The sequence below is a fragment of the Dellaglioa sp. CoH-55-MRSF-9 genome, from assembly GCF_056782155.1.
Genome location: NZ_JBXAYG010000001.1, coordinates 244,347 through 264,918, shown reverse-complemented (window position 1 = coordinate 264,918; position 20,572 = coordinate 244,347). Strand labels below are relative to the sequence as shown.

The 20,572-nt window shown below is 34.1% G+C and carries 20 protein-coding genes; 15 read left to right on the top strand and 5 right to left on the bottom strand.

The genetic code is table 11. The features are described from left to right. Positions 1-154 precede the first annotated feature (154 nt). The 3 genes from AC1RPV_RS01195 (at position 155) to AC1RPV_RS01185 (ending at position 3,572) form a co-directional block, all read left to right on the top strand. Positions 155-1,714, top strand: a complete 1,560-nt coding sequence (locus AC1RPV_RS01195) for an MFS transporter (protein ID WP_481761044.1) — start codon at positions 155-157, stop codon at positions 1,712-1,714. A 189-nt stretch (positions 1,715-1,903) separates the two neighbouring features. Further along, complete coding sequence (gene thiD, locus AC1RPV_RS01190) at positions 1,904-2,719, top strand: bifunctional hydroxymethylpyrimidine kinase/phosphomethylpyrimidine kinase (RefSeq protein WP_481761043.1); 816 nt, start codon at positions 1,904-1,906, stop codon at positions 2,717-2,719. A 109-nt stretch (positions 2,720-2,828) separates the two neighbouring features. After that, positions 2,829-3,572 (top strand): SDR family oxidoreductase, encoded by a 744-nt coding sequence (locus AC1RPV_RS01185; protein WP_481761042.1) that lies wholly within the window; start codon positions 2,829-2,831, stop codon positions 3,570-3,572. A 51-nt stretch (positions 3,573-3,623) separates the two neighbouring features. On the opposite strand, the gene AC1RPV_RS01180 is transcribed toward AC1RPV_RS01185, so the two are convergent. Together AC1RPV_RS01180 and AC1RPV_RS01175 are read right to left on the bottom strand one after the other, a co-directional pair. Then, positions 3,624-4,034, bottom strand: a complete 411-nt coding sequence (locus tag AC1RPV_RS01180) for a peptide deformylase (protein WP_481761041.1) — start codon at positions 4,032-4,034, stop codon at positions 3,624-3,626. Positions 4,035-4,244: 210 nt separating this feature from the next. After that, the gene (locus AC1RPV_RS01175) at positions 4,245-6,092 is read right to left on the bottom strand and encodes an FAD/NAD(P)-binding protein (RefSeq protein ID WP_481761040.1); all 1,848 of its coding nucleotides are present in this window, start codon (positions 6,090-6,092) and stop codon (positions 4,245-4,247) included. 176 nt (positions 6,093-6,268) lie between these two features. Between AC1RPV_RS01175 and AC1RPV_RS01170 the strand changes: the two genes are divergently transcribed. Continuing rightward, on the top strand, positions 6,269-6,940 hold the full coding sequence (locus AC1RPV_RS01170) for a YoaK family protein (RefSeq protein ID WP_481761039.1): 672 nt from the start codon (positions 6,269-6,271) through the stop codon (positions 6,938-6,940). A gap of 18 nt (positions 6,941-6,958) precedes the next feature. Continuing rightward, positions 6,959-7,552 (top strand): YdeI/OmpD-associated family protein, encoded by a 594-nt coding sequence (locus AC1RPV_RS01165; RefSeq protein ID WP_481761038.1) that lies wholly within the window; start codon positions 6,959-6,961, stop codon positions 7,550-7,552. A gap of 50 nt (positions 7,553-7,602) precedes the next feature. Here AC1RPV_RS01165 and AC1RPV_RS01160 read toward each other — a convergent pair whose 3' ends face one another. Together AC1RPV_RS01160 and AC1RPV_RS01155 are read right to left on the bottom strand one after the other, a co-directional pair. Next, a complete protein-coding gene (locus AC1RPV_RS01160) occupies positions 7,603-9,018 on the bottom strand; it encodes a glycoside-pentoside-hexuronide (GPH):cation symporter (RefSeq protein ID WP_481761037.1) in 1,416 nt (471 codons plus the stop codon). A gap of 30 nt (positions 9,019-9,048) precedes the next feature. Next, positions 9,049-9,288, bottom strand: coding sequence for a hypothetical protein (locus tag AC1RPV_RS01155; RefSeq protein WP_409021786.1), 240 nt, complete (start codon positions 9,286-9,288; stop codon positions 9,049-9,051). Between the two features lie 511 nt (positions 9,289-9,799). Here AC1RPV_RS01155 and AC1RPV_RS01150 point away from each other — a divergent pair. The 8 genes from AC1RPV_RS01150 (at position 9,800) to lacD (ending at position 16,701) form a co-directional block, all read left to right on the top strand. Next, positions 9,800-10,525 carry a GntR family transcriptional regulator gene (locus AC1RPV_RS01150; RefSeq protein ID WP_481761036.1) on the top strand — a complete coding sequence of 242 codons (726 nt, stop codon included), beginning with the start codon at positions 9,800-9,802 and terminating at the stop codon, positions 10,523-10,525. A 14-nt stretch (positions 10,526-10,539) separates the two neighbouring features. Beyond that, positions 10,540-10,959, top strand: a complete 420-nt coding sequence (gene agaF / locus AC1RPV_RS01145; RefSeq protein ID WP_481761035.1) for a PTS galactosamine/N-acetylgalactosamine transporter subunit IIA — start codon at positions 10,540-10,542, stop codon at positions 10,957-10,959. A gap of 13 nt (positions 10,960-10,972) precedes the next feature. Continuing rightward, on the top strand, positions 10,973-12,142 hold the full coding sequence (locus tag AC1RPV_RS01140; RefSeq protein ID WP_481761034.1) for an AgaS family sugar isomerase: 1,170 nt from the start codon (positions 10,973-10,975) through the stop codon (positions 12,140-12,142). 22 nt (positions 12,143-12,164) lie between these two features. Then, positions 12,165-12,653, top strand: a complete 489-nt coding sequence (agaV, locus tag AC1RPV_RS01135; protein ID WP_481761033.1) for a PTS N-acetylgalactosamine transporter subunit IIB — start codon at positions 12,165-12,167, stop codon at positions 12,651-12,653. Between the two features lie 36 nt (positions 12,654-12,689). Then, positions 12,690-13,484 (top strand): PTS N-acetylgalactosamine transporter subunit IIC, encoded by a 795-nt coding sequence (gene agaW / locus AC1RPV_RS01130; protein WP_481761032.1) that lies wholly within the window; start codon positions 12,690-12,692, stop codon positions 13,482-13,484. Further along, the gene (locus AC1RPV_RS01125) at positions 13,474-14,325 is read left to right on the top strand and encodes a PTS system mannose/fructose/sorbose family transporter subunit IID (RefSeq protein WP_481761031.1); all 852 of its coding nucleotides are present in this window, start codon (positions 13,474-13,476) and stop codon (positions 14,323-14,325) included. Before agaW ends, AC1RPV_RS01125 begins: the two co-directional genes overlap by 11 nt. Positions 14,326-14,400: 75 nt before the next feature. After that, entirely contained in the window at positions 14,401-15,546 is a 1,146-nt protein-coding gene (nagA, locus tag AC1RPV_RS01120; protein WP_481761030.1) for an N-acetylglucosamine-6-phosphate deacetylase, read from the top strand. A 171-nt stretch (positions 15,547-15,717) separates the two neighbouring features. Continuing rightward, positions 15,718-16,701 carry a tagatose-bisphosphate aldolase gene (lacD, locus tag AC1RPV_RS01115; protein ID WP_481761029.1) on the top strand — a complete coding sequence of 328 codons (984 nt, stop codon included), beginning with the start codon at positions 15,718-15,720 and terminating at the stop codon, positions 16,699-16,701. An 82-nt stretch (positions 16,702-16,783) separates the two neighbouring features. Here lacD and AC1RPV_RS01110 read toward each other — a convergent pair whose 3' ends face one another. Further along, positions 16,784-17,530, bottom strand: a complete 747-nt coding sequence (locus AC1RPV_RS01110) for a MurR/RpiR family transcriptional regulator (RefSeq protein WP_481761028.1) — start codon at positions 17,528-17,530, stop codon at positions 16,784-16,786. Between the two features lie 122 nt (positions 17,531-17,652). On the opposite strand from AC1RPV_RS01110, the gene pfkB reads away from it, so the two are divergent. Further along, complete coding sequence (pfkB, locus tag AC1RPV_RS01105; RefSeq protein WP_481761027.1) at positions 17,653-18,594, top strand: 1-phosphofructokinase; 942 nt, start codon at positions 17,653-17,655, stop codon at positions 18,592-18,594. After that, positions 18,591-20,519 carry a fructose-specific PTS transporter subunit EIIC gene (locus tag AC1RPV_RS01100; protein WP_481761026.1) on the top strand — a complete coding sequence of 643 codons (1,929 nt, stop codon included), beginning with the start codon at positions 18,591-18,593 and terminating at the stop codon, positions 20,517-20,519. Before pfkB ends, AC1RPV_RS01100 begins: the two co-directional genes overlap by 4 nt. Positions 20,520-20,572: the final 53 nt, after the last annotated feature.

Genomic DNA, 20,572 nt, shown 5'->3' with positions numbered 1-20,572 from the left:
AGTCGTAATATGTCAGGATATAAGTTACGATTGGTATTGGAAAAATGGTCGTCCATGATTCTAAATGGAATGAAACTTATTGCTTTAAAATATGTGGTATGAATTATATTGGTGTAGTGGAGCAAATTAAAGATATACAAAAGGAGAATAAAAAATGAAAAAAGCAACAAATCGTTGGGTAGCATTGTTCGCTATGAGTTTAGGTGTTTTTATGGGCCTTTTAGATGTTACTGTTGTAAATGTTGCTTTACCAAGTATGGCAGTTGATTTTAAAACAACATTTAGTGATTTACAATGGATATTAAATGCATATACGTTAATGTATGCAGTCAGTTTATTAATTGTTTCAAAATTAGGTGATATGTTTGGACGAAAAAAAGTCTTCATCGCTAGTACAATTTTGTTTACGATTGCATCTGTTGTAAATGGGCTTGCACCAAACTTATTAGTTCTTGATTTTGGTCGAGCAGTTCAAGCAATTGGTGGTTCAGGAATGATGAGTTTATCAATGGCGTTAGTTGCGTCTAACTTTGAAGGCCGAGAACGTGGGACAGCACTTGGTATTTTAGGATCAGTTATTGGATTCTCAACAGCAATCGGACCTTTAGTTGGTGGATTTTTAGTTGAGAACTTTGGTTGGCCTTCAATTTTCTTTGTTAATCTACCGGTCGGTATCATTGCGATTTATTTGGTTATTAGAAATGTTAAAGAAACACCTGCATATGGCGCTGGGGAATCGATTGATTTTATAGGAATGATTCTTTCAGCAGTTGGATTATTTGCTGGTATTTATGGCTTAATTCAAAAAGAACAACATATGCATTGGGCTTGGACTGATATGCATGTTATGGGATGGTTAATTGCATCAATTTTAATCTTAACTGCCTTTGTTTTTGTAGAGTTAAAAGTTAAATCGCCAATGATGAATTTAACATTATTAACAAATCGTCATTTTGTTGGTGTTGTAATTCTTGCATTTGCACTTGGTGCTGGTATCTTTGCGTTAGCCGCTTATCAAACAAGTTTAATGCAAAATTATATGGGATATTCAGCCTTTTCCACGGGATTACATCAACTACCTATGAGTTTATGGTCGCTTGTCTTAGGTCCTTTTACAGGAGTTCTAGGATACAAGTTTGGTAAAAAGTGGATGATTTCACTTGGATTTATCGTTGCCTCACTTGGTTTATTTACGTTTAGCCAGGTAACAACAACGGACTTTACCTACATGCAATTACTTCCGCTTCTTGTATTAACTGGATTGGGTAACGCTATTATTAATCCGATGATTAATACTGCTGCTATGGATAATATTAATCCAAAAGAAATTGGCATGGCATCTGGTTTATTGAATGTTTTTCGTCAAATTGGAATAACAGTAGGCGTTGTAATTCTTGGTTTAGCACAAACTAAAGCATATGAATCAAGTTTGAGCACTGGTTTTAGTGATAGTCATATTCCTAGTGTAGCTGCAACGGGTATTCAGCAAGCCTTAGTAAATGCAGGAGCATTTTCTGGACATATGGTTGCGTGGAGTCAAAAAATAATAGCGACTCCTTATGCTGATAAAGTTCAAAAGATTGTTTTAACAGCTTTTGATAAAGGCATGATTCAAGTTGTTTTAACATCATTGGTCATTATGATTATTGGAATTCTAGCAGCAGTCTTTTTATTAAGAGAAACAAAAAGTGTCGATCAAAAATTAGATAAATAAAAAAACTTTTTTTATGTCATTAGGTTTATAAGAAGTGAAAGCTGTCATTTAAAATTTTGAGTGGCTCTTTAATGATACCGATATATTTCTGAAGCGTAAGACTCCTAATAGTATCGCTGTTTATAACAAGGCGTATGATAAAATAATATTAATTTAAAAATAAATCATCCAATAAAAGGGAGATTAGTAATGACGAAAATAATTCCTAAGGTTTTAACAATTGCTGGTAGCGACGCAAGTGGTGGCGCTGGTATGGAAGCAGATTTGAAAACATTTGAAGAGTTTGGAACTTATGGTATGGTTGCGCTAACTTCAATTGTTACCATGAATCCAGATGCTGGATGGGCACATAACGTAACTGTTATGGATGCTGAATTAGTAAAAGCACAGTTGAAAACGACAGGTGCCGGCGGAGATATTGCTGCAATGAAAACAGGGATGCTTGGTAGTGTTGCAATTACAGAAGTAGCTCGTGAAAGCATTTTAGAAAAAGAGATTAAGAATGTTGTGATTGATCCTGTTATGGTTTGTAAAGGTGAAGATGAAGTATTAAATCCAGAAGCAGCTGATGCTATCCGTGATTTATTGATCCCAATTGCGACAGTCACAACGCCTAATTTGTTTGAAGCTGGTGTTTTATCTGGAATGGGAACTTTGAAATCACTTGACGACATGAAACAAGCAGCTATTAAGATTCATGAGTTAGGTGCAAAAAATGTCGTTGTTAAAGGCGGTAAAGCTCTTAAGGGTGAAAAGGCGCTTGATTTATTTTATGATGGAACTCAATTTGAGGTTTTAGAAACTGAAAAGATAACGCCTGCTTATAATCATGGAGCAGGATGTACATTTGCAGCGGCCATAACTGCGGGCCTTGCAAACGGATTGTCAGTTAAAGAAGCTGTCTATAAAGCAAAAGATTTTGTAACTGCTGGAATTAAATCAGGTTTTGCATTTAATGAATACGTAGGCCCTTTATATCACGCTGCTTACCGTTTAAATAAATAGGTACTAGAGACTCACTTTTATTTTGTATAAAAATGAGTCTTTTTTTGTTGACTTAGAGTGCACTTTAAAGAGTAATGTAAACATACTAATTAAATTGGAGGATAATGATATGTCAGTAGAAAATAAAGTTGTTGTTATTACAGGAGCATCAAGTGGTATTGGTGAAGCAACGGCCAGAATGTTAGCTGAAGGTGGGGCTAAAGTCGTTTTAGGTGCTCGTCGTGAAGCTAAGTTAGCAAAGATTGTTGAAGAAATTAAAAAGAATGGTGGTCAGGCAACATATGCCGTTACTGATGTCACTAAGGCAAGTGACGTTAAGAATTTAGTTACTTTAGCACAAGAAACTTTTGGTGGGATAGATGTTATATTCAATAATGCTGGAATCATGCCTAACTCGCCCTTATCGGCTTTAAAAACGGATGAATGGGATGATATGATTGATATCAATATCAAAGGTGTATTGAACGGAATTGCTGCAGTGTTGCCTATATTTATTGAACAAAAACATGGACATGTTATTACAACATCATCTGTTGCAGGCATTAAATCATTCCCAGATGCAGGTGTTTATGGCGCAACAAAATTTGCTGTCCGTAATTTAATGGAAGTTCTAAGGACAGAAAGTGCTATGGAAAAAACAAATATAAGAACATCAACCTTATATCCAGCAGCAATTAACACAGAATTATTAAATACTATTACGGATGAACAAACCCTTTCAGGGATGTCGTCATTTTATGAACAAGTTGGAATTGATCCGGTCGCAATTGCACGCGTGGTTAAGTTTGCCATTGATCAACCAGAAGAAGTTAATGTTAATGAATTTACGATTTATCCAACTGCTCAAGCTTAAATTTAAATAATAAAAAAATCTCGAGAATTTATTTTCTCGAGATTTTTTCATTTAGATGATAATACCTTCACAATGATCGACTTCGTGTTGAATGATTTGTGCCATCCAACCTGAAAACTTTTGGGTTTGTGGTTGAAATGATTTGTCTAAATAATCAACTGTAATGGAATCATATCGTTGTGCTGGACGTTCGCCAGTCAACGAAAGGCAACCTTCATTGACGTTGTAACGTCCAGATTTTTTTGTAATCTTAGGATTAATAAAGGGAACATTTAGATTACCAAATTGGCAAACGATAATTCGTTTATTCACACCAATCATATTGGCAGCCATTCCAACACAAACCTCTTTATTTGCTTCTAATGTATCTAATAAATCGGTTACGATTGAGCCATCATTTTTAGTTGCAATCTCAGCTTTTTGTGCGAGAAATATTTCATCGTGCATAATTGATTTTATCATTTTTCTCCTTTGATTTAAGTAGCATAATTAATAAAGAAATGTTGATGGATATCTAGTTAATGATTTTATCATGATTTAGAATATAATGTTATCCTCAAGTAGAAAATTATTATTTTAGGATTAATTAACGTCAATTTAATAGGTAAAAGATATTAAAAAAGTGAGTCATACTCTATTCTCAATATAGGGTATGATTCACTTTTTTAATTATTATTTATGTGACTCTTCTGTAAAAATAGCTTTAACAATATCATTAGCTGTGCGTAAACTAACATCATTTACAAAAGGTCTTGGACTTGCAGCTGTTAGCCAATGAACACCATCAGTCGGAACACCCCAGAAGTATAAACCAGGTTGCGGTGTCTTATGCTCATCTAGTAATAAATTGCTGACAGGGTCAACGTTGACTGCGCCATCTATAACAGAATCACCTTTAGTTGGATTTAAAATTAAAGGATTGGCGATTTTTGTATCGAGTAACTGTTTTATTAAAGGACTTGTTGCTGTTGTCGCATGAACAGCAGGAACGCGTGCTTCAATTAGAGTTGTTGCTAAGTAGCGTTGATCTGGTTGGTTTGCACTATATGTTTCAAATTGATGATCTTTAGTATCGACGACCATTCCAGGTTCTAATAGTGTAACAACATCAGCTTCAACGAGTGCCCGTAATTGTTCAACTCTAATGGTAGGAGGCCCGATTGTTAAAAAGTTATTTAATGAATTAAACCAGCCTAAGAAGTTAGTTAAATAGTCATCATCTGTTAAGAGACGGTTATCAATTAATTGTCTAACCGGAAGACGTAAGTCACGTAAAACCTCAAGAGCACTGGTCAATGGTCCGGTCTTAGTACCTAATTTTGCATCTACTGCATCTTTTTGTAAATGGTCTAACATAACGGCTTTGAAATCTTCATTAGGTTTTTTAGTCATTGGATTTCCTAGATGATCCCAATTAAAGCGATCTTCTTCAAGAATAATTGATCGCTCAACGGTTACTTTAGGATCTTTTAAGAAAGCTAATTGGAATTTTGTTAAATCGATTTTTGGATAATTCTGTGCGACAAGTAATGAATAATATTGATATTCAACGTCATGACTTAATAAGGTCCAAAATTCATTGAAAGAAACGGTACCATTTTCCATGAAAACTGCCATTTTAGCCGCCGTTAAAAAATGAGCTTGAGTTTCTTCGCCGGGTGATTTTTGATTATCCCCTTTGGCATGATAAGGCCATCCACGACGCGAACCTGCCACAATGTGAGGTTCGTTACCGTTTGCTTGATATTGTAGTTGCCCGTTCTCTAATCGCTTAAATAGACCACCACGGCCTACAGTCAAACGGGTCACTAAATCAAAGAAGCTAAGACCTAAGCCACGTAAAATAACAGTATCTTCGTGCGTGATATGATCTAGTTTTGTTTCATTTGGAAAGCCTGGTAAAACATAAGTTAACTTGTTTTCTGTAGCGAATGTATCAAATCTTTTTTGTCCGACAGATAATTCATTTTCAAGATTACCTAAAGACATTACGACATAGTCAACGATGCTAACTGAAGGTAAGGCGGTTGTGATTTCAAATTGATCAGCTTTTTTTGAAATTTGTGTAACCGTACTTTTATTCAAATTAATTGTGATATTGTTAGAGGCACGTTTAAGTAATTCAGCGTAGTACCATTGGATATAAACACCAAAAAGTGCTCTTGTTGCATAATCGTTTGGATGTAAATCTTTAATTTCAGTTAAAAAATCCGCTGAATAATTATTTATTTCGATAAAATCATGAGCATCAGATTGAGCCCATTCGAAAATGTTTGGTCCTGGGATAACTGGACCAATAGATTGGACGCTTGTTCCATAGAATAAACTAATTTGTTGAGCTGCGGTATTCATGATTAATTCGTGTGGTTGAGTTGGTGACCATACGCGCCCACCAACACCATATGGATCATATAAATCAATAGTAAGTGGTGAATTTGAAGGATCTGCTTGTTGCCAAGCAATGAGTCGTTCAAGTGTAATCAGACCTCGTGGTCCGGCACCAATAATGGCTAAATGCATAAAAGTAATCTCCCTTGTCTTATAAAAACTAATTTCATTATAAACTTTAAAACAGAAAAAATCGCTTGATAACGTCTTTAATAGTAAAAATTAATCGTATATTCTTGTTAACTTCTGATAATTTAGTATACTTAATTTGAAAGAATATTTTAAGTACAATCTGAAAGAAGGATTTGATGAAAAAACCAATGTCACTATTGGATAGGGTACTGTTCGCTGGATTAATATTTGCCGGCGGGGGATTTGATGCGTATACCTATATCGTACATGATGGTGTTTTCGCTGGTATGCAAACCGGAAATTTAATTATATTAGGTATTGATATGGGCCAAATGAAATGGGGGGCCATATTCGATCATCTGATTCCAATTTTTGCTTTTATGATTGGTATTATTATAACTAGAAATCTGCAACATCGATTTAAAGAAGAAGATTCAATTAATAAACGACAACGATTTGTTATCGGTATTGAGACGATCCTTTTAATTATTGTTGCATTTATTCCAAGAAATTGGCCAGCACAGTTATCTACAGGAATCATTTCAATGGTTGCAGCAGCTCAACTTCAAGAATTTAGACAAATCAACGGAGGACCTTTTACGTCATTTATGATGACGGGTAATTTGAGGACAATGGCTGAAAGTTTTTATGACGGAATTGTTAAAGGTAATATAATCGCAATGGCTAAAGGTTGGCGGATGTTGGGTGTCGTCTTAGCATTTCTTTTTGGCGCAATTTCTATGGGTGCTATGGTACCGATAATGGGAACTAAAACGATATTATTAGCTGCATTTTTCTTGTTATGTTCATTGATTGGGCTACAATTAAATCCAGAAAAAAGATTATAAAATAAAGGGGTTAAGACAATGACAGAAATTAAAAAGAATCCAAAAGTTGATTTACACTTAGAAAAAGCAACACAATGGAAAGAAGAAATGACACAGTTAAGAGAACTTGCACTCGAAACGGGACTGACTGAAGAATTTAAATGGGGCAAACCTTGTTATACACTAAATGGTAAAAATATTGTCTTAATTCAAGGATTTAAAGAGTATATGGCATTACTTTTCTTAAAAGGAACTCTGATTGATGATGGTAAGGGTATTTTAGTTCCAACGGGCGAACATACTGAGGTTGGTCGCCAAATTAGATTTCATAGCTTAAAAGATGTTACTGATTTAAAAGTAGAGATAAGTGATTACATTCAACAAGCAATTAATGCAGAAAAGGCTGGGTTAAAGGTTCCTAAGGGTAAACCAACTGAATTAGTGTTGCCAGTGGAATTCCAGAAAAAAATGAATGAAATGCCAGAATTGGAAGAATTTTTTGAAACGTTAACGCTTGGACGTCAAAAAACGTATGCACGTTATTTTGCAGATGCTAAAAAAACAGAAACGCGTGAGGCTAGAATTATTAAATATATTCCGAAAATTCTTGATGGTAAAGGACTTAACGATTAGACAGCAAAACAGCGACCAGATTTTATCTGATCGCTGTTTTTTTAATTATATTAATCTAATTTCTTTTTTAATTCTGTAACGATTTCAGCATGTTTAGCTTCAGTCAATTTAATTTTTGACATAAAGATAAGAGCAGCAACAATTATTAAGGCCATTGGAACGAAGAACATGTACATTCTGAATTGTAGTAAACCACTGTTTGTAATATCGCTTGGTTTAGCACTACCTGTCATACCAGCTTGGATTGCGGCAAAACCAACAACACCATTAGCGAAGGCACCAGCTAATTTATCCAACAAAGGACGAACTGCTAAAGTAACAGATTCATTACGTGTTCCACTCTTTAATTGACCGTATTCAACACTATCCGTAATTGTCATCAATGCTGCTAAGAAAACAAGTGGATATGGGAAGAAGAATAAGCCAACAGCAATTAAGACAACAACAAGGTTAGTACCAGCAAATAGGAAGAGAATGTAACCCAATAGCATGACAGCGATTCCGCCAAGGTAGATAGCACGACGATGAACCAATGCAACTAAAGTTGGGAACAATGAAACTGAAATAATTCCTAAGACTGCTGTTAGAACACCAACAGTAGTAAATGCAGCTGCACTACCTAAAACATAATTGAAGTAGTAAATCAAAAGTGAATTTGTAATAACATAACTAAAAGCGAAAAGGAAATATGATAATGATAACCACATTAACTGATCATTTTTACCGATAACTTTGAAAACATCACGGAAACGAACTTTTTCAGTATTTTCACGAATTGCATTTTTTTCAATCTTAGTTCCTAAAATAGTTGCTAAAGCACCTAAGAATGAAACCAAACCGATAACAATAGCAAAACCTAACCAACCTGCTTTTGTTTGTGTATTACCAGTTGTACCTGAGAACATTTTTGAAAAGAAGACAACGATTGGGACGATAACGATAATAACACCTTGAGCACCTAATGTTGAACCAAAACGAGCAATTGTTCCAAATTTAGTCCGTTTTTCTGATTCGACACTTAGAGCTGGTAACATTGACCAGAATGAAATATCTTTAAATGAATAGAAACTATCTAGAATGATATAAACAATGGCAAAAAGAATTAAGTAAAGATAAGGATTGCTTGTAGCTAAACCACCAAAATCAGTGAAAATAAGGATTAATCCAATTGAACTGACAATTGAACCGATTAGTAACCATGGTTTAAAGTTCCCCCAACGAGTACGAGTATTATCAATAACGCCACCAATTAAAGGATCAAAAAAGATCTCAACAATTCGAATAACAACCATCATAGTTGTGACGTAACCAATCATTTTAGCGTTGAAACCAGCATCCTTTGTAACGAATAATTGACTTGTAATAAAAATCATAAAATAAGTGCTAAGTGTTGCATAAAAGGCATCATGTCCAAATGCACCAAAGGCATATGAAGCATATTGTTTAAAATCTTTAGAATTTTTCATTAGTTTAATTCCTTTCGAGTGTAGTTAAAATTAGTTATATCTGTGTTCGATAATCTTATCTAAAATTGCTTGACGTTGTTTTTCTTTAGCAGAACCTAATTGGTTTTCTTCTAAAGAATTAAAATCATTAACTAACAAAACTGATTCAAGGTATAACGTCAATTGACGTTTAATATATATCTTGTTATCTTCATTTGTTTGCTTAGGATTTCCGGCAATAATTGCAGCTGCAAATCGTTCGGCATCAATCGTTAATTTATTTGTATCCATTCTAATGACCTCTTCCTATATAATAGATTTTTGGTAAAAGAAATTGTTATTCATAATAGCAAAACATAAAAATAATAAACGTGAAAACGCATTCTTTTAGTTAACAACTACATTTTACTAAACTTTTACTAAAATGTAAACGTTTTATTTTAGATGTATATTATTTAGACTAAAGTAACTTTTTAGTACCCTTACGTATTTATTGTAGAAAGAATTTATATGAGTTTAGAATCTAATAAATAAAAGTTATGCTTAATTGATATAATTAGAAAGCAAGTCATATCGGTCACGATAATTTTATACAGCGAAGTAGTGTGTCGCTAATAATCTATAACTTTAAAGTGAAATATGATTACTTTAGAAGGGGGGAATTAAAAAACATGATTAATGGTAGGTACCAATGTTGAAAATACAAATGATTTAATAATAGTTAATATAAAAATAACTATTGACAAAGAGTTTTAAAAATAATATATTATGTATGTGGTAGTAACCACTTGGGGGAAAAGTAATGTTAAACGGTAATTATGAGCGTCCACTCTATGATCAATTAGTAGATACGCTAAAAGAAGAAATTGAAAAGAATCTAAAGGTGAATGATAAATTACCGTCTGAACGTGATTTATCTATTGCTTACGATATGAGTCGTACGACTGTCCGAACAGCACTAAATGAGTTAGAACTAATGGGTTATGTATATCGCCAACATGGTAAAGGAACATTTGTGTCGAATATCGCTAAAATTAAGACTGATTTAGGGGGAACGTTTAGTTTTACAGAACAAATGGTTTCCCTTGATAAAGAACCGAGTAGTAAAATAATTAGCTTTGATGTTATTAGTGCTAATGAGTTTATTGCTCAAGGTTTAAAAGTTGAAGTTGGTACCAAGGTAATTAAATTAAAACGATTAAGACTTGCATCAGATGAACCAATGATGTTAGAGAGAACTTACTTACCGTATGCTAAATTTCCCTCTTTAACTGTGGAGACATTAAATAAGCAAGCGATGTATGTCATTTTTTTAGATGATTATAACCAGATTGTAAAAACGGCTGATGAATCTTTAACAGCAGGTGTTATGGCAGGCAATGATGCAACTTTATTAAATTTTTATGAAGGTGCACCTGTTCTTAAATTAGAGCGAACGACGTATAACACAAAAAATGAAGTAATTGAATTTACGTTGAGTATTGCGAGGGGTGATAAATTTACTTATCATATTCGACACAATAAATAAGGGAGGATAATTATATGATTGGTATGGTAGTAGCTGGACATGGGAACTTTGCAACTGGAATGGGATCAAATATTGAACTTATTGCCGGACAACAAGAAAATTTTATTCTTTGTGATTTTATACAAGGAATGACCGCGGAAGATTTAAGCGGCGACTATATGAAAGCGCTTAACAAATTAAACGGCTTAGATGGAATAGTTTTCTTTACTGATATTCCTGGAGGAACACCATTTAATGAAGCAGTTAAAATAAAATTACTGCATAATAATGTAAGCGTTTTAACAGGATCGAATATACCGATGTTATTAGATATGTTATTTAACCGGGATTTGAACATGAGCGCGTTTATGGAGAAAGCACTGGATGCTGGTAAAAAAGGTATTATGCAATTTGAAACAAAAAAAAGAGTAGAAATAGATGATAATGGCATCTAAAGGAGAGCTTAATATGTTTGAGAAGAATGAAAAAGAGTTGGAAATAATGGGCGCAAATATTACAACAGGTGAAATTAAACAACAACCTGAACTTTGGACTGAGGCATTTAATAATTTTAGTGAAAAGTCAGACGAAATAAAGACATTTTTAAAATCAGTTAAATCTACCTCGAACGGGTTGATTCGGGTCATTTTTACAGGAGCAGGAACATCCGCTTATGTTGGTGATACTGTAACACCATACTTAAGTAACCACGGGGATCGTGCAAATTATCAGTTTGAAAGTATTCCAACAACCGATATCGTATCTGCACCATATGATTATTTAGTACCAGATGCTACGACTATTTTAGTTTCGTTTGCTAGGAGTGGTAATAGTCCTGAAAGTGTTGCCGCTGTTGAAATTTCAAGAAAAATAATTAAAAATTTATATCAAATTACAATTACTTGTGCTCCGGAAGGGAAACTTGCTGTTGGTACAAAAGATGACGAACGTAATTTGTTATTGATGATGCCTGCGCTGTCTAATGATAAGGGATTTGCAATGACTGGATCATACAGTTGTATGTCACTCTCAGCGTTATTAATTTTTGATACAACACGTAAGGATATTAAAGAAAAATATGTTGAGACTATTATTGCAATGGGTCATGAAGTGATTAAACGTGAAGCTGAAATAAAAGCTGTTATTGATATGGAATTTGATCGGGTTGTCTATCTTGGGTCCGGAAGTTTATCGGGATTAACAAGAGAGGCACAGTTGAAAATTCTTGAACTAACGGCAGGTAAGCTAACAACAATGTTTGATTCTTCAATGGGGTTCCGACATGGACCTAAATCGTTCGTCAACGAGAAAACATTAGTTTTTGTATTTGTTAACAATCAAGAATATACACGTCAATACGATATTGATATTTTAGAAGAAGTGAGTGGAGATAAAATTGCCGCTAAAGTAATTGGGATTGATATTGAGGGACAGAATAACTTTAGTGGTGATCGTTTCACATTTGAATCAGGAGATGCCCTTTTACCAGAAGGATATCTGGCTCTTGCTGATGTTATGTATGCGCAAACTATTTCATTATTAAGTTCAGTAAAAGTGGGAAACACACCAGATACACCTTCACCAAGCGGTACCGTAAATCGTGTAGTTAAAGGTGTAACTTTACATGCCTATAAATAAAAATTTCAAGGAGGAATTTATTATGACAACACCAAACATTTTACTTGCAAGAATTGATAACAGACTTGTTCATGGACAGGTTGGTATGACATGGGTTAATACGATTGACGCTAATCTAGTTGTAGTTGCGAATGATGAGGTTTCTAAAGATGATGTACAGCAAAGTTTAATGGAGATGGTTATTCCTGAAACTGTTGGAATCCGCTTTTTCGATATTAAAAAAACGATTCGTATTATTGGTAAAGCCTCGGATAAACAAAAAATATTATTAGTTGTTCGTACGCCAGAAGACATGGCTAAAATTATTGAAGGAGGTGTCCCAATTAAGAAAGTAAATATTGGTAATTTACATTTTTCAGAAGGGAAGAAACAATTATCGGCAACTATCTCAGTCGATGATACCGATGTTCAAGCATTCAATAAAATGCATGATTTGGGTGTTGAACTAGAGGTTCAAGGTATTCCGAATGAAAAGGCATCAGATATGATGCGCTTACTGAAAGAATATTAAAAACGTAAATATAATAATAAAAAGGAGGAAATTTATATGTTAGTACAAGCGTTATTAATTGGACTATGGGCTGGTATTGCCGGTATCGATATGTATAGTGGTTTAACACATATTCATAGACCAATCGTTACTGGTGCAGTAGTTGGTCTAATATTAGGAGATTTTCAAACCGGCTTAATTGTTGGTGGTACATTAGAATTAGTTTGGGCTGGAATGGTTCCACTTGCTGGAGCACAGCCACCTAATGTTGTTATTGGTGGAATTATGGGAACCGCATTTGCAATTATTGCTCATCAAACACCAACATTAGCAGTTGGTATTGCCGTACCATTTGCAGTTGCCGTACAAGGTTTAGTTACATTACTATTTACAGCTTACTCACCAGTTATGCATAAAATGGATGAATACGCGATGGAAGGTAATGATAAGAAAATTGATCGATTGAACTACATGGGTCCGCTAATCTTGTTTGTTTTCTACTTCATTATGGCGTTCTTACCAATCTTCCTCGGTGCAAGTAAAGCGCAAGGAATGGTTGAAGCCGTTCCTGCATGGATCTTAACAGGATTAAGTACGGCCGGTGGTATTATGCCAGCTGTTGGATTTGCCATGTTGTTAAAAATTATGTGGAAGACAGCGTACGCACCATTCTTCGCAATTGGATTTGTTGTTGCAGCATATGGTAACTTACCAATCTTAGGAGTCGCAATCATTGGTATTTCAATCGCTGCTTATGATTTCTTTATTGGTGGAGCAAAATCTGATAATGGTGGAAAAAAAGTAGCAACCGTAACAGTTAATGAAGAGGAGGACTATAGTGATGGCATCTAAAAAGAAATTTGATCGCAATGATGTTGTGATCCCAGATACTTATAACGATCCTACTGTTGAAAAGGTAATTACAAAAAAAGATTTAAACAAAATGGTTTGGCGTTCACTACTTTTACAGGCTTCATTTAATTATGAACGTATGCAAGGTGGTGGGTGGACTTATAGTTTAATTCCTGGATTGAAAAAAATTCATAAAGATAAAGAAGATTTCTCATATGCAATGCTTGATCATTTACAATTTTTTAATACACATCCATTTTTAGTAACATTTGTTCAAGGTGTTATTTTAGCAATGGAAGAAAATAAAGAAAATAGATCAACTATTCGTGGTATCAAAGTAGCAATGATGGGACCTTTAGGTGGTATTGGGGATGCGATGTTCTGGTTAACGTTGCTACCTATTACAGCCGGAGTTGGGGTTTCATTATCAATGAATGGAAATCCACTTGGACCGATCTTATTCCTTGTTGTCTTTAATGCAGTGCATTTTGGGTTACTATTCTGGTTAATGAATTATGGGTATAGAACTGGTACTCGTGCTATTTCGAGTATGAAGGAAAATACAAAAAAAATATCACGTGCTGCGTCGATAGTTGGATTAACTGTTGTTGGAGCCTTGGTTGCAACATACGTTAACTTTAAATTTGGTGTTGTGATTCATGCTGGGAAAATTGATATTGATTTACAAAAAGGTGTTATTGATAAAGTGATGCCGGCATTATTACCGCTTCTTTATACATTCTTCTGTTACTGGATGTTGAAAAAAGGTAAATCTCCATTGATGTTGATTGGGCTCACAGTAGTTGTTGGCTTAGTAGGTGCATTCTTCAAGTTATTCTAGAAGAGGCCTGCGGAACTAGACTATGGATAATGGGCTAGTTTCTTTTTAACAAAAATAATATAGGAGGCATTACTGGTGGAAATATATTATATTCATGCAGATAAGTTTTTCTTGAAAAACACGGTTGAAAATGAAGGGTACTTGGCAATTATTGATGGTAAATTTGGTGATTATCAACAAGAAAAACCTGATGGTGATATCAAAGAATATACGGGTAAATGGATTGCACCAGGGCTTGTAGATACACATGTCCATGGTTTAAAGGGATATGATGTGATGGATAACGATTTTGAGGGCGCAAAAATGATGTCTGAAGGTTTATTAGAATGTGGCGTTACTTCATTTCTGCCGACAACATTGACGGCAGCTCCAGAAACGTTGAACGAAGTTATTTCTGACTTTGGTAAGCGTCATGGTGAAGTACGTGGTGCAAAAATACAGGGTATCTTTTTTGAGGGTCCATTTTTTACTGAAAAACACAAAGGTGCGCAAAATCCTAAATACTTTTTAGATCCAAGTATAGATATTTTTGAGCATTGGCAAAAATTAGCGCATGGACTTATTCGAAAAATTGCGATTGCACCTGAGCGAAAGGGTGTTAAAGAATTTACTGAGGCCTTAACTAAACAAGGGGTCAAAGTAGCATTGGGGCATAGTGATGCTACGTTTGATCAAGCTAAATCTGCAGTAGAATCTGGTGCATCTATTTTCGTTCATACGTATAACGGAATGAGCCCACTTAATCATAGAGAGCCAGGGATGGTTGGCGCAGCAATGTCATTAAGTAGTGTCTATGATGAACTAATTTGTGATGGTCAACATGTTAATCCGGCATCTGCTAAAATTTTAATTAACGTTAAAGGAGCAGACCACATTGTATTAGTAACTGATTGTATGCGTGCTGGTGCAATGCCTGATGGAAATTATACATTAGGTGAGTTCCCAGTTGTTGTTAAAGATGGCGCCGCAAGGTTAGAGTCAGGAAGTTTAGCTGGTAGTGTCTTAAAATTAATGGAAGCAGTTAAAAATGTTGTTGATTGGAATATTTCTACTCCTGAAGAAGCAATCCAAATGGCTAGTTATGTGCCCGCTAGAAGCGTTGGAATTGATGATAAGTGCGGAAGTATTGCGGCAGGTAGAGATGCTGACTTCATTGTTTTAGATCATGATTTAAATTTTGAGGAAACATATTTAAATGGTACTTTAAAATATAAAAAATGATATTAACTGATTCTTTATTAAGAGCTAGTCGGAGTAAACGGTATTTATGATTGTTAAGTTATTTTTAATTGGTATGTAAAAAATGAAATTTTAAAAACCTTTTCATATTCTTCAAAGATAGAATTATAAGTGGATGAGAGAAGTAAAAAAATAATAAAGGACGGAATAAAAATGACACCAAATAAATTGGCAGGACTTAAAGCACTTTCAAATGAAAAAGGCGTAATTGCAGCATTAGCAATTGATCAACGAGGATCTTTAAAAAAAATGTTGGCAGCAGCAGCAAATAAGCCAGCAAATGAAGAAGATATCGTTGAATTTAAAAAAGTAATTTCATCAGAATTAACACCATACGCTTCAGCAATATTACTTGATCCAGAATATGGTCTTCCAGCAGCAAAGGTCCGTAATGCAAGTACTGGATTACTAGTTGCATACGAAAAAACGGGTTATGATGTTACTACCCCAGGTCGCTTACCTGACTTATTACCAGATTGGTCAGTTCGTCGTCTTAAAGAAGAGGGCGCTGACGCTATTAAATTCTTACTTTATTATGATATAGACGAAAATGCTGAGATTAATAATATGAAACATGCATATATGGAGCGTCTTGGTTCAGAATGTGCTGCAGAAGATATGCCATTATTTTTAGAATTGGTTTCTTATGATGCAACTAATGACGATGTTAAAGGTTCAGAGTATGCTAAAGTAAAACCTCATAAAGTTATTGAAATGATGAAAGAATTTTCTAAACCTGAATATAAAGTAGATGTACTTAAAGTAGAAGTGCCAGTCAATATGGATTATGTGGAAGGGTTTAACGACGATAATGAGGTGGTATATTCTAAGACAGAAGCATTAGATATATTTAAAGAACAAAGTGATGCAACCAAATTACCATTTATTTTCTTAAGTGGTGGTGTATCGGCACAATTATTCCAAGATACTTTAGTATTTGCTCATGAAGCAAAATCAACATTTAATGGTGTACTTTGTGGACGTGCAACATGGAGCAAAGGTATCGAACCATTTGCTAAAGATGGTGAAGAAAAAGGTAAAGAATGGATGAACACAGTTGGTAAAAAGAATATTGAAGATTTAAATGTCGTTCTTGAAAGTACTGCTACATCGTGGTTTGATAAGGTATTAAAATAGTAAAATAAAGAGGCTAAACGTCATGTTTAGCCTCTTTATTTTTAATGATTTAGTAATGAAAAAAAGTAGAAGTGAAATAAATTTATTTGCTAGCTTTCTTTGTTCGAATTGCATAAGAATCTAAAAGTATACGGCTCATTACCTGTAATGGTAAACGAGATTTAACTTCAAATTCAGGGAAATATGAAATTTCAGATTTAAATCCGATAAACACGGAATCTGAATATTTAATAAGTGGACTTAATTTGTTGGTTGTTAATACAATAATATCGGCTCCATTTTTATACGTATTTTTAGCACCTTCAAGGAGTTCTGCAGTAGTTCCGTTCAATGAAATAATAATTAAAATATTATTATATGTAATCCTGTGACTAATTTGTTTAATAATATTGGGATCCGTAAAACTGACACAATTTTTATTTAATAATTCAAATTTTGTTAGCATTTCAATTGCAATTAATTCAGAAAAACCCCTTGAGAAAATGTATATTTTTTTTGAACGTTTAATTTTTTGAACTGTTTTTTCTATGGTATTAACGTCAAGCATACGTAGTGTGTTATTAAGTTCATGTTCATTCTTCATAATGACTTGTTGGATATCGTGATCCATATTCTGAATATTCTTATATTTTTTTTCTTTTTCTTTAGTAATTATAGATTGTTTAAAATCCATATAACCGCTGTAGCCTTTTTTTTTGAGCGTTCGTACGACTGTAGCGGTTGATACATGAGCTAAATCGCTAAGGTTGGTTATTGTTAATATCGGAATATCTTCTAGGTTATCTTGAATGACTTGCCAAAGAATCTTTTCGGAGTTACTAAGAGACATTACTGGTCACCTCACCTTGATTGTTTGTTTATTTTCAATTGTAGCATACAAAATCATATATTGAAAACCTTTTCATTTCTGTCAGATGTAGTATTGGTAGGTAGAAGAAAGGGGTAAAAATTATGATATATACATGTACATTGAATCCAGCTATTGATCTTTTTATCCAAACCGATGAAATGAAAAAAAATATTGTTAATAGAACGGAAAATTATGAAATACAAGCGAATGGTAAAGGAGTTAATGTTAGTTTTATTCTAAAAAAGAAAGGCGTAGAAAGTACTGCTATTGGAGTTGGTGGAGGATTTACTAATGCGTATATTGAGTCTGAGTTGGCAAGGTGCAATATAAAAACTGATTTTGTACATATCGATGCTAATACACGAATTAATGTTTTTACAAGAGTAATTCAGCAAGATACGGAGTATAAATTAGTAAATAAAGGTCCACATGTTAGTGATGATGAAATAAATCAGTTCATGGATAAGATTCAAAATTTAGATGAAAAGGATACATTAGTTGTATCTGGTAGTTTATCTGACGGAATCTCTGAAGAAATTTTAATTAGTATCGCAAAGCAGGCGCAGGAAAAAGGATATAAGCTAGTTTTGGATACTAGTTATCAAACCGTACTGGATACATTGAAATATAATCCTTATATTTTAAAACCAAATGATGAAGAATTAATGAGTTGGTTTGGCGTAGAACATAAACTATCTCAACATGAATTGATAACTTATTCAAAAGAATTAATTAAATTGGGTGCACAAAATATTTTATTATCATTGGGTGGCGGTGGTGCAATGTTTATAAATAAAGAGGTTGTGTTATATGGAACTGTCCCTAAAGGAACCGTTGTTAACACGGCTGGGGCCGGCGACACCATGTTGGGAACTTTTTTAGCAGGGGTAGCGATAGGGGACAAAAAAATAGAAGAAGTATTTAGAGAAAGTATAGCAGCCGCGAGTTCAACGGCATTTTCAAAAGGGTTAACAGATTTTTCGAATGTAAAAGAGCTGACTAAGCAGGTAAAAATATCTAATATTAAGGAGGAATTAAGATGACAAAATATAAAATAATTGCAGCTACTGGATGTCCAACAGGAATTGCGCATACATACATGGCGCAAGAGGCCTTAGAACAAGCCGCTAAAAAAAGAGGTATATCAATTAAAGTTGAAACTCATGGTCAAAGTGGTATAGAAAATGCGTTTTCACAACAAGAAATTGATGATGCTGATGGTGTAATAATTGCGTCAGATAAAGATGTAGATATTGATCGATTCGATGGTAAAAAAATGATAAATGTGTCAGTTACGAAAGGTATGAAAGAGGCAGATGTATTAATTGATCAAATATTGACAGATGATAATTTACCTACCTATCATCGAAAAGGAGCAAAAATTTCATCGAATGAAGAAACAGTAAATTTATCTGGCTCATTTTGGCACAAAATGTATGTGTACGTGATGAATGGAGTGTCACATATGTTACCAATAGTAGTTGCTGGGGGAGTGTTAACAGCCGTATCATTTTTTTGGGGAATTAATTCAGCAGACATAAAAAGCCCTCAATATAACGATATAGCACATTTATTGAACACTATTGGCGGATTTGCAATGAATCTTATGGTTCCAATTCTATGTGCCTATATAGCTGAGGCTATTGGTAAAAGACCTGGATTGATAGTTGGATTTGTAACGGGAATGATAGCATATACAAATGGAACGGGATTTTTAGGTGGAATAATTGGTGGATTTTTAGCAGGGTATACGATTTTAATATTACAGTTCTTATTAAAAAAACTACCTAAATCATTAGATGGACTGAAAGCCATTTTTATTTTACCTGTAATTGGAGTATTTTTATCAGGCTCTATTATTTGGTATCTATCAGTTCCAATGGCAACAATTAATGAAGGAATGATGACGTTTTTAAAGGGTTTAGAAAATTCAAGTCCCATTCTATTAGGATTAGTTGTTGGAATTATGTGTGCTTCAGATATGGGTGGGCCAATTAATAAAGCAGCATATTTAACCGGAACAGCTCTTTTAGCACAGGGAAATTATTTCTTTATGGCAGGAGTTTCTGCAGCGTGTATTGCGCCACCATTGGCAACAGGGTTTGCTGTACTGTTCAACAAAAAAGCATACTCAGATAAAGAGCGCAGCGCAGGTTACGTTAACTTTTTATTAGGATCAACTCATATTACAGAAGGTGCAATTCCATTTGCGGCAAAGAATCCGCTACTAAATATTCCTGCATTTATGGTTGGTTCTTCGATTGCTGCGATTTTAACCTATGTAACTAGAATTAGTGTACCGGCTCCACATGGTGGATTTATTGTATTACCGTTAGTGAATAAACCATTACTGTGGGTATTATGGATTATTATTGGATCACTTGTATCTGCTGTCTTACTAGCCGCTATTGCTGGTCGCCAAGCTAAAAAAAATAATAGTTTAGTGATGAATGTAGGTAGTAATACCAACTTTGAACAAGAGCAAGATAATGATATAAAAATGAATGAAAATGAATTCGATAATATATTGAAAAGAAAAAACATTGAATTGAACGTAGCCGTTTCTGATAAAGAAGAACTCTTACATTTTTTAGCAAATTTTGCTAAAAAATTAGGATATACGAATAATGAAAGTTATATTTTAAATAAGTATAAGATTCGTGAGTCTGAGGGAACGACAGGGATGGAAAAAGGCATTGCGATACCTCATGCACAGGATGAATCGATTAATAAATCAGCAATGCTAATTGTTAAATTACGTGAGCCTATTGAATGGGAAACATTTGATAATCAGCCAGTAGATACAGTTATCTCATTTCTAATTCCAGAAAAAGATGATGGAAAGCATTTACAGTATTTATCAAATACATCGAAATTACTTGTCCATGACTCATTTGTGGAAGAATTAAAAAAATCGAATACAGTTGATGATATATACAACCTATTTAAAGAAAATATTAATAAGTAGATAAAATTGAGCTACAAAGCTACGTATATACTAAAAAAGTACAAGTGTTTAAT